We start from the raw sequence: 14223 nt of genomic DNA, 5'->3' as shown, positions 1-14223 counted from the left end.
TTCGGGAGACACCCCATGCTGGCCACCAAACAACCGGTGCTACGCCGCTTCTGGTACGCGATTATGCGCATCGAGCAACTCGAGAGCGGGCCGCAGCCGTTCACGCTGCTCGGTGAGCCAATCGTGCTGTTTCTTGATTCCAAGGGCGAACCCGCGGCGCTGGAGGATCGCTGCTGCCATCGCACCGCAAAACTCTCCAAGGGCTGGTGCCGCAACGGCAACATCGTCTGCGGCTATCACGGCTGGGAGTACGACCGCGACGGCAAGCTGGTGATGATCCCGCAGTTTCCATTCGAGCAACCGATCCCCGACGCCAGAGCGCGCGCGTTCCGCACGAAAACTCGCTACGGCTATGTCTGGGTGGCGCTGGACGAGCCGCTGCGCGACATTCCCGACATTCCCGAGGACAGCGACCCCGCCTACCGCCGCATCTTCCAGTTCTACGACACCTGGAACACGGCAGCACTGCGGCTGATGGAAAACTCGTTCGACAACGCGCATTTCGCGTTCGTGCACAAGAACACGTTCGGCGACATTGACCAGCCGCGACCGGAAAAATACGAAATCGTCGAAACCGACTACGGCTTCGAGGCGGAAACCATCGTCACCGTAAAGAACCCGCCGATCGCGGCGAAAATCTCTGGCACAACGGAGCCCCATACAAAGCGACATATGCGCAACAAATGGTTCATGCCGTTCTGCCGTCGGCTCGACATGGAGTATCCCTCCGGCATCCGGCATATCATCTTTAACTGCGCAACACCGATCGCCGACGGCAAGATCCAGGTGGTGCAGCTCCTGTTCCGCAATGACACTGAGGCGGACTGCTCGGCGCAGGAACTGATCGACTGGGATGCCGCGATTATCGCAGAAGATCGGGACATCCTGGAATCGACCGACCCGGACGCGATCGTCGACATGGGCCGCAAGATCGAAAAGCACATGCCGTCCGATCGCCCCGGCATGTTGATGCGCAAGCGCCTGCTCGACCTGCTACACGAGCACGACGAGGACGAGGTTCCGAAGCCGGTAGCATAGACGCCAGTGTGCTGGAGCGCGGTCATCTGGCCGTGTAGTCACACGCTCGTTGCCATGTGCGACAGTGGAAAGCAGATGGCGATTTGGAGCGCACTTCCACATTTTACATGCCGGCTAATGCTTACAAGCATCGGCGTACCGCAAGAGGCGTTCTGGATCAGCGGAACTGCGCTAATGGGCGGTGAAGGGGGTGCCCCAGCGCTCACCTACCTCTTGCCTCCCGAGCACTTTGGTTGTGCACTTCCGCTGTCTCGATGCGGCTCGCCCACCCGCCTTACAGATCTTCTCATATTGGCTGTGATGAGATTATTCTTGATCTCCCGGTGCACACATCGTGCACACGCCGTCCCATAACCAATTGAACAAATTGAAGTCTCGTTCCAATCCATCATGGGGGCAACAGAAACTGGATTACCCTTCAATTTCAAGCAGCTATCTCTTCTTCCCGAACTCCCGGTGAGATATCCGTTCGTGTCTCACGAGCTAAAGCGATCAGTGCGCATCTTTTGCAAAAATTCGCTTCCCGTTCAACCGGATTGGAGATCGCGATCGACAGGGAGAACAATGTCGATCACGCGAGCCGCAACAAGACACATCGGGGTCTAGCCCTGTCGTGGATGGTCCAACACCTCAATTGAATGTGAACAGTTGGACCAAGCCGGCTATCGGTCGCGTTTGTCGATGCCCACCTGGGAGAGCAACCACGTTTCGAAAAGATCGGCTGCCTGATGCGTCCGCTTCGTTTCCGGCCGCACGACGTAGTAGGCGTTTTCCGTCGACATCGGCAAATCAAGGATAGGGACAAGGTCTTTGGATCGCAACTCTTCTTCGACAAGATAGGTTGGCAGCAGACCCACGCCGAGGCCCGACATCGCAGCCGCGATGATCATCGAGAACTGATCGAAGCGAACGCCATGGTAAGCGTTGTCGGTGGGCGCCTCGTGCAGCTCGAACCATTCGGCCCACAGCTTCGGTCTGGTTGTCAGATGCAGAATGGGCGCATTCGCCAGATCGGCGGCACCGCCGATGCGAAGCGTCTCCGCAAGCGCCCTGCTTGCGATCGGCAGCACCGTTTCATGGCACAGGAAGGTCAGAGTGCCGCCGGCCCATACCGACTGTCCGAAATGAATCGCAAGATCAAAGTTGTCCTCCGCGAAACTGAACGGCCTCGATCGCGATTCAATCGTGACGGCAACATCCCGATGCTGATCCAGAAATCGGCCGAGCTTCGGCACAAGCCACTTGGCTCCGAAGGTAGGCAGCGTGGCGATCTTGAGGGATGCCCGCATTTGAGCCGCCGCGACTGCACCGATCATCAGTCTGTCTGATTGGACCAATAGATCGCGCACCTCGGGCAGCAGGCGTTGGCCGGCCTCCGACAGGACGACACGCTGGCGAATCCGCTCGAACAGCCTGAGGCCCGTCTGCTGCTCCAGTTCGGCGACCTGCCGACTCACCGCACTTTGGGTCAGGTTCAGTTCCTGGGCCGCGCGCGAGAAGTTCTGGTGGCGCGCGGCGCACTCAAATGCCTGCAGATTGACGATATCGGGGACCAGTCGTCGGCGCATATCATGCAATTTCAGCATTAACTTAGCTGAATATCTCACGATATAAGCGAGAAATCTAGCCTTATAGTGCTATTCTAGAATGAAATTGTCTCTCAGGAAGGTCGGCCATGAGGCCCGGTTTTGTCCCCCCAAGCCAGATCCGCACTTCGTTTTCGGCGGCGATGTCGGCGATGTATCGCGACGAGGTGCCTGCCTATGCGACCTTGCTGGACCTGGTCGCCCGCGTGAATGATGCGGTGCTCGCAGTTGAGCGCGAACTCAAGGCGCGCCTGGAGGCGACCGACAACCTCGAGCGCATCTCGGAAGAGCGCCATGGCGCCATCCGCCTCGGCACAGCCGCCGAGCTCGCGATGATGCGCCGTGCCTTCGCGGTAATGGGCATGTACCCGGTCGGCTATTACGACCTGTCGACCGCCGGCGTTCCCGTGCATTCCACCGCCTTCCGTCCGGTGGGCGCGGAGGAACTCAAACGCAATCCATTCCGCGTCTTTACCTCGCTGCTGCGCCTCGATCTGATCGCCGACGAGGGCTTGCGCGACGAAGCGGCGCGGATTTTGGCCGAGCGCCGCATTTTCACGACAGAAGCAATCGCGCTGACGGAGCAAGCCGAGCGAGATGGCGGCCTCGTCAAGGCGGACGCAGATCGGTTCGTGGCGGAGGTCCTGGAGACTTTCCGCTGGCATGACAGAGCGAATGTCGATGCGGAAATGTATCACCGCCTGCACGCCGCTCACCGTCTGGTCGCTGATGTCGTTTCCTTCCGAGGACCCCACATCAATCACCTGACGCCGCGCACGCTTGACATTGATAGGGTACAGGCGCTGATGCCAGAGTACGGGATCACGCCTAAGGCCGTTGTGGAAGGGCCGCCCACCCGTAGCTGCCCGATCCTGCTCCGCCAGACCTCGTTCAAGGCACTTGAGGAGAACGTGTCATTCCAGAACGGGCGGGACGGTTGGCAAATCGGCTCCCACACGGCCCGCTTCGGCGAGATCGAACAGCGCGGCGTGGCACTAACCCCGAAGGGACGCGGACTGTACGACCGCCTTCTCAATGAGACACGAAAGGTTGTGCGACCCGCCACAGACGGCTCTAACGCGGATGCGTATGAGGCCGCGCTCGCCCGAGCCTTCGAAGTCTTTCCGGACGACTGGTCCGCGATCCGGGCGACCGGCCTTGGCTATTTCAGCTATTCACTCACGAACAAAGGCAAGATCGCGACGATTACCGACATGCTATCGAGAGCGATTCGAGCCGGTAGGATTCACGTACGACTAGGCGTTATTCCCCTCGGGAATATTTCGGAGATAGTCCTGGATCGGCGTCAAATCCCGGCTTTGCCGATGGATGCTCCACCGTCGACGAAGAGCGTTTGCCCCGTCATGAAAGCAGCATCGTCCGACAACAGGAACGCGATCGCCGCGGCGATTTCTTCGGGTTTGCCGAAGCGACCCATCGGAACGCCAGCGAGGTAGCGTCGCTCGCCGTCGCTGCCCGGAGGATTGTTGGCGCGGAAGAGTTGGGTTTCGGTCGGTCCAGGCGCGACGGCGTTCACCGTAACCCCGGTCGTCGCCAGTTCGAGCGCCCAGCTTCGCGTAAAGCTCACCAGCGCCGCCTTGGCAGCCGCATATGCGGTCCGTTCGACCGTTCCTAGGACGGTAAGGCTGGCGATGTTCACCACCCGCCCCCACCCGCGATCGACCATCCCGGGCAGGATCGTCTGCACGGACGTCAGCGCCGGATGCAAATTGACCCGCAAGACCTCATCAAGAGCGGAGTGCTCGACCTGGCCCAACTTCTGCGCTCGGACGAGACCGACGTTGTTGACGACGCCGTCGAACGCGTAGTGCTTGGTCAGTTCGGCGAGCTTCGCCCGAGATTTCTCACTGTCGCCCAGATCGAGCGGCTCCATGATGCCCGGAAAACCGTCGATGGCATTCCGCGCGACACCCACGACGCGATGACCGGCCGCAGACAGGCGATGAGACAGAGCCAGGCCAATGCCTTTGCTGGCACCGGTAATCAAGAACGAACGATGCATGACGGTCCCCGTTGTTCGATGCTAGATATGTCGACCCGGATCGGCCGACGCTGACCGGACCTGGACACCAACCGTTCCGGCGGCGCCCATGCCCGAGATGTCAGGCGACGGCCTTGAGGCGTCCCGGAGCCGTCCATTCGGCACCCTTCATGAAGGCGTCGTTGGGCGTGTCCGCCAGGTGGTTGGCGTAGTTGGAAATCAGCTTGGTAGCGGCCAGGACGAGCACGTCGAGGACGGCACGGTTGTCGTAGCCGGCGGCCTTGAACGCGGCGACGTCGGTCTCGCTCACGACACCGCGCTGGCTTGTGACCTTGGCGGCGAACTGCCGCAGCGCTTCATGCTTGGCGTCGGCGAGCGGCCGTCCCTCGCGGATCGCAGCGATCTCCTCCGGATCGACCTTTGCCATGCGCGAAAGGTTCGAATGCCCGGCCATGCAGTAGGTGCACTCGTTCTCATAGATGATCGCCAGATAAGCTAAGTTGCGCTCCTGGGCGGTGAAGCCGGTCTTCTCCGCAATACCCCAGAGCGTGCTGTAGGCCTCAAGCGCGGCCGGACTTTCAGCCAGGATGCGGTGGAGGTTCGGAACGAAGCCCCAAGCCTCTTGGACGCCGTTCAAGATTTCGGCGGAAGCCGTGGGAGCGGTGTTGGTATCGTGGAGAGTGAAATCGTTGCGCATTGGAAGTCTCCGTGTTTGCAGTTGCGATGTACGGAAAATTGTCCAAAACGCTCGACTCCGGCAGACTTGGCGGAGCGATATAGTCTATTCCGTTAGGGAATAACGTGACGAGGAGCGTGGTCTTTTCCGGAGCGGAGCCGCCGAATCGGCTAATTTCGGAGTCCGCTGCCGGACAAGCCCATCATGTTTCCCCATCGCCTGTCAGAAACCACGGCGCGGCGACGACGCCAAAGACGAGTTGGCCACGGAGATCATCGCCTTCGCCAACACGATCGGCGGAACGCTGGTTGTCGGCATCGACGAGGAAACAGCGACCAAGCGCGCGAAGCCACCGCTGCGCCCATTCCGCGGTGCAAGGATGCGGCCGCCAGACTGCATCAGGCCATCAGCGATCGCGTCGACCCCATAAGCATCTCGGCCGCCACACATGGCTACCATCCGAGCGAGCGTCATTATTCTATCGATGACGCCGCTCGTCCGGGAGGACGTACTTACGCTGCGCTTTCACGGACCGCACGCTCGATAACCGGGATCATGTCCTCCGGCTCGGGGCGGCGCGTGTAGTCGGGGTTCACCTCCGAATACAAGATCGTGGCGTCCTGTCCGATTACGTAACGCGCCGGCATCGGCAAGCTCCACGACGGATCGTCGTTGAAAGTCGGCAGGTCGTTCTTCAGGCTCTTGTAAAGATTGACTAGGTAATCCGGCAATTCGAAGCGCAGTCCGAATGCGGCCCCGACATTGCCCTTCACGTCGGAAAGGATTGGAAAAGACAGATTGTTCTGGCGGGCGGACTTCCGGCTGTTCGGTGCTGTCTGCGGAGAGATGGCGACAACCAATGCACCGAAGCGATCGAAGCTTGGCTTCGCAGCTTCGAGCGCCTGGAGCTCAAGATTGCAATAAGGACACCAGACGCCGCGGTAGAAGCTGAGGATGAGCGGCCCTTTTTTCAGAAGGTCATCCGATTTAACGACGTTGCCGTAACCGTCTTCGAGCTTAAAGGGAGGCGCAGAGTCGCCGGCCTTCTTGGCGCGCTGCGCGGCTCCGGATGCGATAAGTTCAGCGGTCGCCCGGTGCATCGTCTCGATTACGGACTGAGGGACGTTGTAGGGTGGCTTACCGGCTTCGAAGTCAGCCTTGAAGGCGTTGAGCTTGGCTTGCAATGACATCACGGGTCTCCGTTCGGTTTGGCCGCTGCGCCGAGCGACCTGATGCATGAAACCTATGGGAAACCGTCTGTCAGGGTAGAAAGTGCGTCGGACTAAGCCCTATTCCGGGCCAGAATGGTTGCTGGCAATTCCATGTGCCAGATGGATCCGGTTTCTCAACACGCCGCCGAATTTTCACATTTTAGGGATTGAAGCTTCGCTCGAAGAAGTCGACAAACGCTCTCGCCTTCGCGGTTGCGGAGCGTCCGGTGGGGAAGACCGCCCACAGATCTATCGGCGGCAAGCTCCATTCCGTGAGCACGGGACACACCGCGCCGGTGCGAAGTTCGGGCGAGAACATCCATTCCGACGCGATCGTCAGGCCGGCGTGTGAGAGGACCGCGGCGCGCACGCCCTCGGCCGCCGTCACCTTCAGTCGGCTTTGAACCTTCACCGAGGCCTCCGACCCGTCGCGGGAGAACGACCAGATGCTTCCCTCACCCTGCAGATAGACAACGGCTTGGTGACTACTGAGATCGGCCGGCGTCGCCGGCGTTCCCGCGCGCTTGAAGTACTCTGGAGACCCGAGGACGTACCGCTTGCAACGGCCGATTCGTCGAACGGTGAGCGAGGAGTCCAAAAGCTTTCCCATTCGCAGACCGAGATCGATGCCCTCCTGGACGAGATCGATCTGGCGGTCGTCGAGGACGACTTCCAGATCAAGGTCGGGATTCTGGGCGAGGAACTGGGGCAGCAGTGGGACGAGATGGATACGCGCGAACGTCACCGCAGCGCATATCCGGAGACGCCCTTTTAGCCCCGTCCCGGCGCCGCGGGCGGCAAGCTCGGCCTCGTCGGCTTCCTCGATCGCACGCTTGGCCCTTTCGAAGTAGCCCAGCCCCGCCTCCGTCGGCATCAGTCCGCGTGTGGACCGGATAAGCAATTTGACGCCGAGGTGGCTTTCGAGTTGGGCAACGGTCTTCGACACCGCGGGTTGTCCCACGCTAAGCAGCCTGGCTGCGCTTGAGAACGAACCTGTCTCAACGACCCGGACGAAGGTCTCCATCTGCGACATTCGATCCATCGAGCTTCTCCTATTCTTTGCAGGAATGAGCACTAACGGCTTAGATATTTGCTTCTTGGAGTGCAATCGATATCCGCGGGAGTGATCCATTCCCGTTGGGAATGAGAGTTATCCCGGGCAAACGATCGCCCCACTGGCCGCTATCGGGCATTATCCCGCGATCCAAGCCGGCCTAACGACCGACACAATGGATCCCGAGGAAAGACATGCTGAGGATTCCACGCCGATATAGCCACTTTGTCTACGGCGTCATCCAGTCGGGCCTGACGTGCGCGATTGCCGCTGCGATCGCGATCTATCCGCTTGCGCACGCGGGTGAGGTTCTCAAGACTTGGCTACAGGCATGGACGCTTTCGTGGGTCGGCATGTTGCCGGTCGTAATCTTCGCCGCGCCTCTGATTCTACGCTTCTCGATTGCGCTCACGCGAAACGAATAGGTTCTTTACTCGCCCGTGTTGCTTGTCACGGCCGCTGCCACGGCACTTAGCTGAGCTCCGCTAAACTTTGGCGGCGTCTCGCAACGTCTGCCGTCCGTCGACACGGTTCACCGCCATCGAAAATATCGGCTTGTTGCGGCAGGTCCATTAAGCTGACCGTAGCCCCCGTACCGGGCGCAACTGATGTTGGGAACGGCCGCTTCGCGCCACAAACGGCCGCTCATTGCGAATAGCTCCGTGCAACGACCCGTCACCGGCGCGTCGACAACCTCCAATTTCGACCACGGCTCCTATTCAACAAGCGCGTCGGTTGGCAAGCGACATACGCTCAGCCAACGCCCGCGCATGTTAGCTGTACTGAGATTTTCTTTGATCTTCCGGTGCACACATCGTGCACACGCCGCCTTCTAACTATTTGAAATAACTAAACTCTCGGTCCAGTCCATCATGGGCCAATTTGGTCTAGCTCCGGCCAACAAGACCGGGAGTGATCAATAATGGTCCGCTTTGCGCCAAAACCCGCCGCTGCGTTTGGCTAAGCTTTGAGCCCCGGCCCTTCTGTACGATACAGCTCGCTCCCATACTCCATGAGTGAAGACGCAATGGATTTCGGACTTCTACCGGGATAAGCCAAGCCCACTACTTCAGTCAGAATTCTCAGCGCGAAGGAAGCGAAAACAACTCGACCAGACCACGCTAAACTACGCGACGGCGGCACGCCGCACTACTCCCACTCGATTGTTTCGGACCGCGGTTCGTCTTTGATTTTTAAGCACAAATCTTCGAGACTGACGGACAAATCCCGACGGCATACCCGCCGCAATTTTTCCGTCTTGAATTCACAGAATAATTTGTGCCGCTCCGAATACTGGAGATTCCGCTACCTATCGGTGTCAATCGACTGAATAGCTCTGCATACGTAGCGCAAATCGCCACAGCCAGTCCTGGCGCGACGTAGCTTCATTTACCGTCAGAGATCAGGTAGGCGCTGGTTTGCTCGCCCGATGGTCCCCTAACCGTTGCCTTCCGAAGGCAAGTGTCAAGCCGGCATTCCGCAGCTCAATCAATAGAGCGTCGCCCCCCCCGAATGCGACAGAACCACGAAAATCTCGCCCCGGGTGTGGCCCATCCATTCAAAAAGATGACACGAGATGCCCCCCGTCCACGGCCAATGTCGCCCCGGTCATCCACGCTGAGGCATCGGAGGCAAGAAGTAGGAACGCGCCGTTGAGGTCGGTCGGACTGCCCAGGCGGCGCATTGGAATCCTGTCAATCATCCTTCGACCGGGCTCACTTGCGAAGAACTCTGCGTTCATGTCCGTCCCGATATAGCCTGGGCAGAGAGCGTTGACGCGGATAGCCGCTTCGACCAGCTTTCGAACCTGCGCTTCGCCCATCCATTCTGCTCCTTATACGGTCGACTGCGCCAGCGCGACATCGCCGAACGCTCCCTTGGAAGCGAAGTCTAATACTTCCGCACGCTTCCATCCGAGCCAGTCCTCGAACACCTCGACGGTATGCTCGCCGAGCGTCGGCGGCGGCGTCGACGGCGCTGGGGAGCTGTCCTCGAAGCGCAGCGGCCGGGCGATGAACTTGACCTCGCCGGCGACCCTGTGCGCCACGGTTTGGACCATATCCCGCTGGACGAGCTGCGGCGCCTCGCAGACCTCGCCGACCGTCCTGATCGCTCCGCACGGAATGCCTGCGCCGGCGAAGATCTCGATCCACCGGTCGCGCGGCTCCGATTTGAAGATCGGACGCAGAATTGAGCCCAGCTCGGCGCGATTCGCCGCCCTCTTCGGCGCCTTGTCGAAGCGCGGATCGGCTTCGAGGTCCTTGCGGTCGACAGCGGCGCAGAACAGCGACCAGAACTTGTCGTTCGCGACGCCGAGGTTGAACCAGCCGTCGTTCGCCTCGAACGTTTCGTACGGACTGATCGTCGGGTGAACGTTGCCGCGACGCTTCGGGCTTTCACCGGACGCGAAGTACATGCCGGCGTTGAACGTCAGCAGCGACGCCATGGCGTCCAGCATCGAGACGTCCACCCGCCCGCCGACGCCGCTCCTTTCCCGCTTCATGAGCGCAGCGAGCACCGCCTGCGATGCGTAGAGGCCGGTGACCAGGTCGGCGATCGAGGTGCCGACCTTCATGGGCGGCCCATCCGGGTCACCGGTGATGTCCATGACGCCGGACTCGCCCTGCAGGATCAGGTCGTAGCCGGGCCGGCTCGCATCCGGACCGGTCCGACCGAAGCCGGAGATGCTGCACTGGATGAGCTTGGGGTTGTGGGCACTCATCGCAGCGTAGGACAGGCCCCATTTGTCGAGGGTCCCGGGCCGGAAGTTGTCGATCACGACGTCGGCGGCCTTGGCGAGCGCAATCACCGCATTCCGCCCCGCCGGCGACTTCAGGTCGATCGCGCAGCTTCGCTTATTGCGGTTGACCGACAGAAAGTACGAGCTCTCCCCGTTCACGAACGGTGGGCCGTAGCGGCGACTTTCGTCGCCGACACGGGGATCTTCGATCTTCACGACGTCCGCCCCGAGGTCGCCGAGATGCATCGTGGCGAAGGGACCGGAGACGACGCGGCAGAGGTCCAGGACCTTGATGCCGGAGAGAGCTTCCGTACTAGACGATCGCATCCGCCAGATCCTTCATGGTCTCGACCGTGATGTCGGGCTTGTGCGGCGTCTCTTCGAACGGCCGGTTGCGTCGGTTGATCATCGCCGTGCGCATGCCGGCCGACTTGGCGCCGATCACGTCGAAGGCGTGGTTCGCGACGAAGAGGACCTGATCCTTCTTGAGACCGAGGATCTCGGCGGCCTTCGTATAAGTCGCGACGTGTGGCTTGAAGGAGTTCGCCTCGGCGACGGAGATGACGTTGTCGAACGGGACCTTGTGATATTTCTTGGCGGTTTCGAGCATATCGCGGTCGCCGTTCGAGAGCACGACCAGCTTGTACCTGGTTTGCAACTTGGCGAGAGCCGCCGGCACCTCCGGGAAGCATTCGAGCTTCTCGATCTCGCCCACAAGGTACTTCACCTCGTCCTTGGTGTACTTGATGCCGGCCCGGGCCATGACCGCGGAGACTGCACGGTGGCCGATCTCGCGATACGGCGTGTGCTCGCGATGGAGCAGCGCGTCGATCATCGAATTCTCGAAGTGGGTGCGGCGCCACCAGGTGACAAAGGAGTTCGGATTACCGGTCCAGCCCTTCTCCTTGAGGAACGGCGTCGCGATCTTGACGAGACCGCCCTGCATGTCGACGACCGTGCCGTACTGGTCGAACATGCAGACCTTCACGGTGTCCTTGATCTTCTGGATGTCGGTCATTGCTTCTTCCCTTTGCCCGTTGACTGAGTGGATGATCCGGATTTGACCGCATCCACCGTCATTTTCGAAATGGATTGTTCTTCTGCGCACATTCGCGACGTGAATGTCACGACTATCGTCGCGGCTCTACAGGTTCGGTCACAGCTTCTGCAAACGGCTGGACGGCAAGGAGCCCGAAGGGATTCTTCGGGCCCACTGCTACTTGTGGTCCGTGTCCGCTAGGCTCCGATACCGACGACCTTCTCTCTCGAGGCCGAGGGTTCTGTTCCGGTCGGCGCGCCCGAGACTTCCTCAAGTGCGCGACCTTTGGTCTCGAAGCCGAAGATCATGAAGACCACAGCTTGGAAGAGAAGAATGCCCGCAAGCGTCACCAGCACGCCGACGAGCCCCTTCCACGCGAAGATCGCGATGACGACGAACTGGACCAATGCCGTCGTCACGCGCCCGGCGGTCGCGCAGATTGCCGTGCCACGGAGCCTGTAGCGGGTCGGGAAGAGCTCCGGAACGTGCATGGCGAAGCCGGTAGCCAACATCACATAGATCGCGGTGACGAGAAGGAAGCCGATCACGACGAGCGGAGCGCCGTCCGGCATGAACGGATACGCGAGACCGAAGGCCGCCGCCGCGATCGACGATCCGATGATCGACGGTCTACGACCTATCGCATCGGCCAGCGCCAAGCCGATCAGCGATCCGATCGGGCCGCCCAGAGACATGAAAGTCGTGTAGCCGAGCGACGACACAACGCTGTGGCCACCCTTCACCATGAATGTGGGCAACCAGCCAATGAAGCCGTAGAGGCTGAAGCCGACGACGATGTGCAGGAGACTGCCGAGCAAGGTCCGACCGAGGTAAGGAGGTGCGAACAGGCGCCAGACGGATCCGCCCTCGTCTTCCACACGCTGCGCAGTCGAAACCGGCGGCAGCGGCCCCTTCTTGGCAGCTTCCGCTTCGATGCGAGCGAGGATCGCCTCGGCTTCGTCGCCGCGGCCGTTAGCGGCCAACCACCGAGGCGACTCGGGCATCGACTTCCGGAGGAACCAGACGATCATCGCCAGCACGCCGACGAGGCCGAACATATAGCGCCACCCGAGGCTCGGAATGACCCACAAGCCGACCATCGACGAGACGAAAAGTGAAAAGTTGGTGATAACGGCCAGAATACCGATCCATCGGCCGCGGGACGATGCAGGGACGAATTCGGTCAGCGTTGCGTAACCGACGACAATTTCGGCGCCAAGTCCGATCCCAATGACGAAGCGCGCGGCGATCAGCGCCTGCATGGACGGAGCAAGCGCCGCCGCCAGCGAAGCAAGGCCGAAGATGGCCAGATTGATCTGATAAGAGAAACGGCGACCGTAGCGATCGCCCAGAATGCCCGAGAACCAGGCACCCAGAGTCATGCCGATGAAGGTCGCGGTGACAAACGCCGCGTTGAGTTCGAGTGTCGACCAGCCCTCCTTCAGGACAGCTCCAAGAACGCCGCCGGCGAGGTAGATGTCGAAGGCGTCGAGGAACATCCCGGCGCCGATCAGCGCTAGGATCCGCCAATGAAAGCCGCAAATCGGCAGCCGGTCGAGGCGAGCGCCTGCGTTGACCGATGCCACCTGTACGTCCGAAATCACCTGCATTCATCCCTCCCAAGGGTCGACAGAGATCGACCGAAATCGTTTGGGAGCAGGATGGCGATCGGGATGGCGACGTCTAATCGGAATCCACTATTCCACTATTCGGCAGACTAATAATCCTGCGTTTACCGCAAATTATCGAAAGATGGTCGGTGGAGCGGCTCCGTCTCAGTCGCTGTCGGGGAGAGCTCGCGTGGCATCAACGAAGATCGAACGCAACCAATTCAGGTCCTGACTGCCATCGTGCCTTCGGTGCCAATACATGGACCATTCGAAGGGATCGGACGCGAACGGCAGGTCTCTGATCGCAAGATCTTCCGAGACCATCGCGAAGGCCAAGCGCCGGGGCATGACCGACAACAGATCAGAATTCCGCAGCACATGCGGGACCAGCAGCCAATGGGGAACGTTGACCGCGACCCGGCGGGACAGCCCTTGCCCGGCGAGCACGTCGTCGACGAAACGCAGATCTGTCGGCGACATCGAGACCTTGAGATGCGCCGCCTGCAGAAACGTTTCCATTGTAAGGGGGCGCTGCGCCAGAGGGTGATCTTCGCGCATCACGCACACCATCCGATCCTTCATCAGGACGACCGACTTGATCGAATTCGAATGCGCGAGACCCATCGAGATCGCGAGATCGATTTCGTCCTTCTCCAGGGCCTCTACCGTTTGCGTCGGCGAATAGTGCACGACGTCGAGCTGCGCGAAGGGTGCCGTCGTCTCCAACGTTTTGCCGACGGCGGGAAGAAGAAGACGGCTGAGAAGATCGGACAACCTCACGGAAAAGCTACGTGTCGTGGTGGTCGGATCGAAAGCGGATTCGCTATCCAGAAGGCGCTCCACCTGCCGCAAAAGCCGCTTCACCGGCTCCGCCAGCTCGATCGCACGCGGCGTGGCTTGCATGCCGTTGGCTGTCCGTACAAGAAGCTCGTCCTTGAAGATGTGACGCAGCCTGGAGAGCGCATTGCTCATTGCGGGTTGACTGAGGCCAATCCTGTCGGCAGCACGGGTGACGTGAAGGTCCGTGAGAAGAGCGTTCAGAGCGACCAGAAGATTGAGATCGACAGATCTTAGGTTCATGACGCGCCATCATTGATATCACGAATAATGAAGCCTTGAAAATCCACAATACAAATCCCGATCAGTCGGCGTCAATGTCCGCACTCGATGAGATCTAATGCGCACGTTTCAGGACAATCGGCGGCCGTAAGCGCGATGCCAATGGCGGGCGGCCTCAAATGAACGCCTCGGCTCTAGCAGCTCCAGC

Annotated in this window: 12 protein-coding genes and 2 pseudogenes; 4 read left to right on the top strand and 10 right to left on the bottom strand. The window is 60.3% G+C overall.

All coding sequences use genetic code 11. The features are described 5' to 3' along the window. The first annotated feature begins 15 nt into the window (after positions 1-15). Entirely contained in the window at positions 16-1038 is a 1023-nt protein-coding gene (locus ACE10W_RS15430; protein WP_271578588.1) for an aromatic ring-hydroxylating dioxygenase subunit alpha, read from the top strand. A gap of 662 nt (positions 1039-1700) precedes the next feature. Here ACE10W_RS15430 and ACE10W_RS15425 read toward each other — a convergent pair. Continuing rightward, positions 1701-2624, bottom strand: coding sequence for a LysR family transcriptional regulator (locus ACE10W_RS15425; RefSeq protein WP_304552498.1), 924 nt, complete (start codon positions 2622-2624; stop codon positions 1701-1703). A gap of 89 nt (positions 2625-2713) precedes the next feature. Between ACE10W_RS15425 and ACE10W_RS15420 the strand changes: the two are divergent. Further along, positions 2714-3829, top strand: a pseudogene (locus tag ACE10W_RS15420) (VOC family protein); the annotation flags it as partial. A 101-nt stretch (positions 3830-3930) separates the two neighbouring features. On the opposite strand, the gene ACE10W_RS15415 reads toward ACE10W_RS15420, so the two are convergent. Together ACE10W_RS15415 and ACE10W_RS15410 are read right to left on the bottom strand one after the other, a co-directional pair. Further along, complete coding sequence (locus ACE10W_RS15415; RefSeq protein ID WP_304552497.1) at positions 3931-4647, bottom strand: SDR family oxidoreductase; 717 nt, start codon at positions 4645-4647, stop codon at positions 3931-3933. Between the two features lie 100 nt (positions 4648-4747). Beyond that, positions 4748-5323 (bottom strand): carboxymuconolactone decarboxylase family protein, encoded by a 576-nt coding sequence (locus ACE10W_RS15410; RefSeq protein ID WP_304552496.1) that lies wholly within the window; start codon positions 5321-5323, stop codon positions 4748-4750. A gap of 238 nt (positions 5324-5561) precedes the next feature. On the opposite strand from ACE10W_RS15410, the gene ACE10W_RS15405 reads away from it, so the two are divergent. Then, a complete protein-coding gene (locus ACE10W_RS15405) occupies positions 5562-5732 on the top strand; it encodes an RNA-binding domain-containing protein (RefSeq protein WP_369525324.1) in 171 nt (56 codons plus the stop codon). Between the two features lie 82 nt (positions 5733-5814). Here the strand turns inward: ACE10W_RS15405 and ACE10W_RS15400 are convergent, their stop codons facing one another. Together ACE10W_RS15400 and ACE10W_RS15395 are read right to left on the bottom strand one after the other, a co-directional pair. Next, entirely contained in the window at positions 5815-6492 is a 678-nt protein-coding gene (locus ACE10W_RS15400) for a peroxiredoxin-like family protein (RefSeq protein ID WP_304552490.1), read from the bottom strand. A gap of 181 nt (positions 6493-6673) precedes the next feature. Further along, the gene (locus ACE10W_RS15395; RefSeq protein ID WP_304552489.1) at positions 6674-7555 is read right to left on the bottom strand and encodes a LysR family transcriptional regulator; all 882 of its coding nucleotides are present in this window, start codon (positions 7553-7555) and stop codon (positions 6674-6676) included. Positions 7556-7761: 206 nt separating this feature from the next. Between ACE10W_RS15395 and ACE10W_RS15390 the strand changes: the two genes are divergently transcribed. Further along, positions 7762-7992, top strand: a complete 231-nt coding sequence (locus ACE10W_RS15390) for a DUF2798 domain-containing protein (RefSeq protein ID WP_304552487.1) — start codon at positions 7762-7764, stop codon at positions 7990-7992. Positions 7993-9125: 1133 nt separating this feature from the next. Here the strand turns inward: ACE10W_RS15390 and ACE10W_RS15385 are convergent. The 5 genes and pseudogenes from ACE10W_RS15385 to ACE10W_RS15365 all read right to left on the bottom strand — a co-directional run. Next, positions 9126-9350: pseudogene (locus ACE10W_RS15385) on the bottom strand (SDR family oxidoreductase); the annotation flags it as partial. Between the two features lie 51 nt (positions 9351-9401). Beyond that, a complete protein-coding gene (locus ACE10W_RS15380; RefSeq protein ID WP_304552485.1) occupies positions 9402-10634 on the bottom strand; it encodes a CaiB/BaiF CoA-transferase family protein in 1233 nt (410 codons plus the stop codon). Next, the gene (locus ACE10W_RS15375; protein ID WP_271528988.1) at positions 10621-11325 is read right to left on the bottom strand and encodes a haloacid dehalogenase type II; all 705 of its coding nucleotides are present in this window, start codon (positions 11323-11325) and stop codon (positions 10621-10623) included. Before ACE10W_RS15375 ends, ACE10W_RS15380 begins: the two co-directional genes overlap by 14 nt. A gap of 218 nt (positions 11326-11543) precedes the next feature. Beyond that, on the bottom strand, positions 11544-12956 hold the full coding sequence (locus tag ACE10W_RS15370; RefSeq protein WP_370157136.1) for an MFS transporter: 1413 nt from the start codon (positions 12954-12956) through the stop codon (positions 11544-11546). 165 nt (positions 12957-13121) lie between these two features. Continuing rightward, positions 13122-14036, bottom strand: coding sequence for a LysR family transcriptional regulator (locus tag ACE10W_RS15365; protein WP_271528990.1), 915 nt, complete (start codon positions 14034-14036; stop codon positions 13122-13124). Between the last annotated feature and the right edge of the window lie 187 nt (positions 14037-14223).

The organism is Bradyrhizobium sp. B025 (assembly GCF_042257955.1).
GTDB classification, from domain to species: domain Bacteria; phylum Pseudomonadota; class Alphaproteobacteria; order Rhizobiales; family Xanthobacteraceae; genus Bradyrhizobium; species Bradyrhizobium diazoefficiens.
This window is presented reverse-complemented; position numbering and strand designations above follow the sequence as displayed.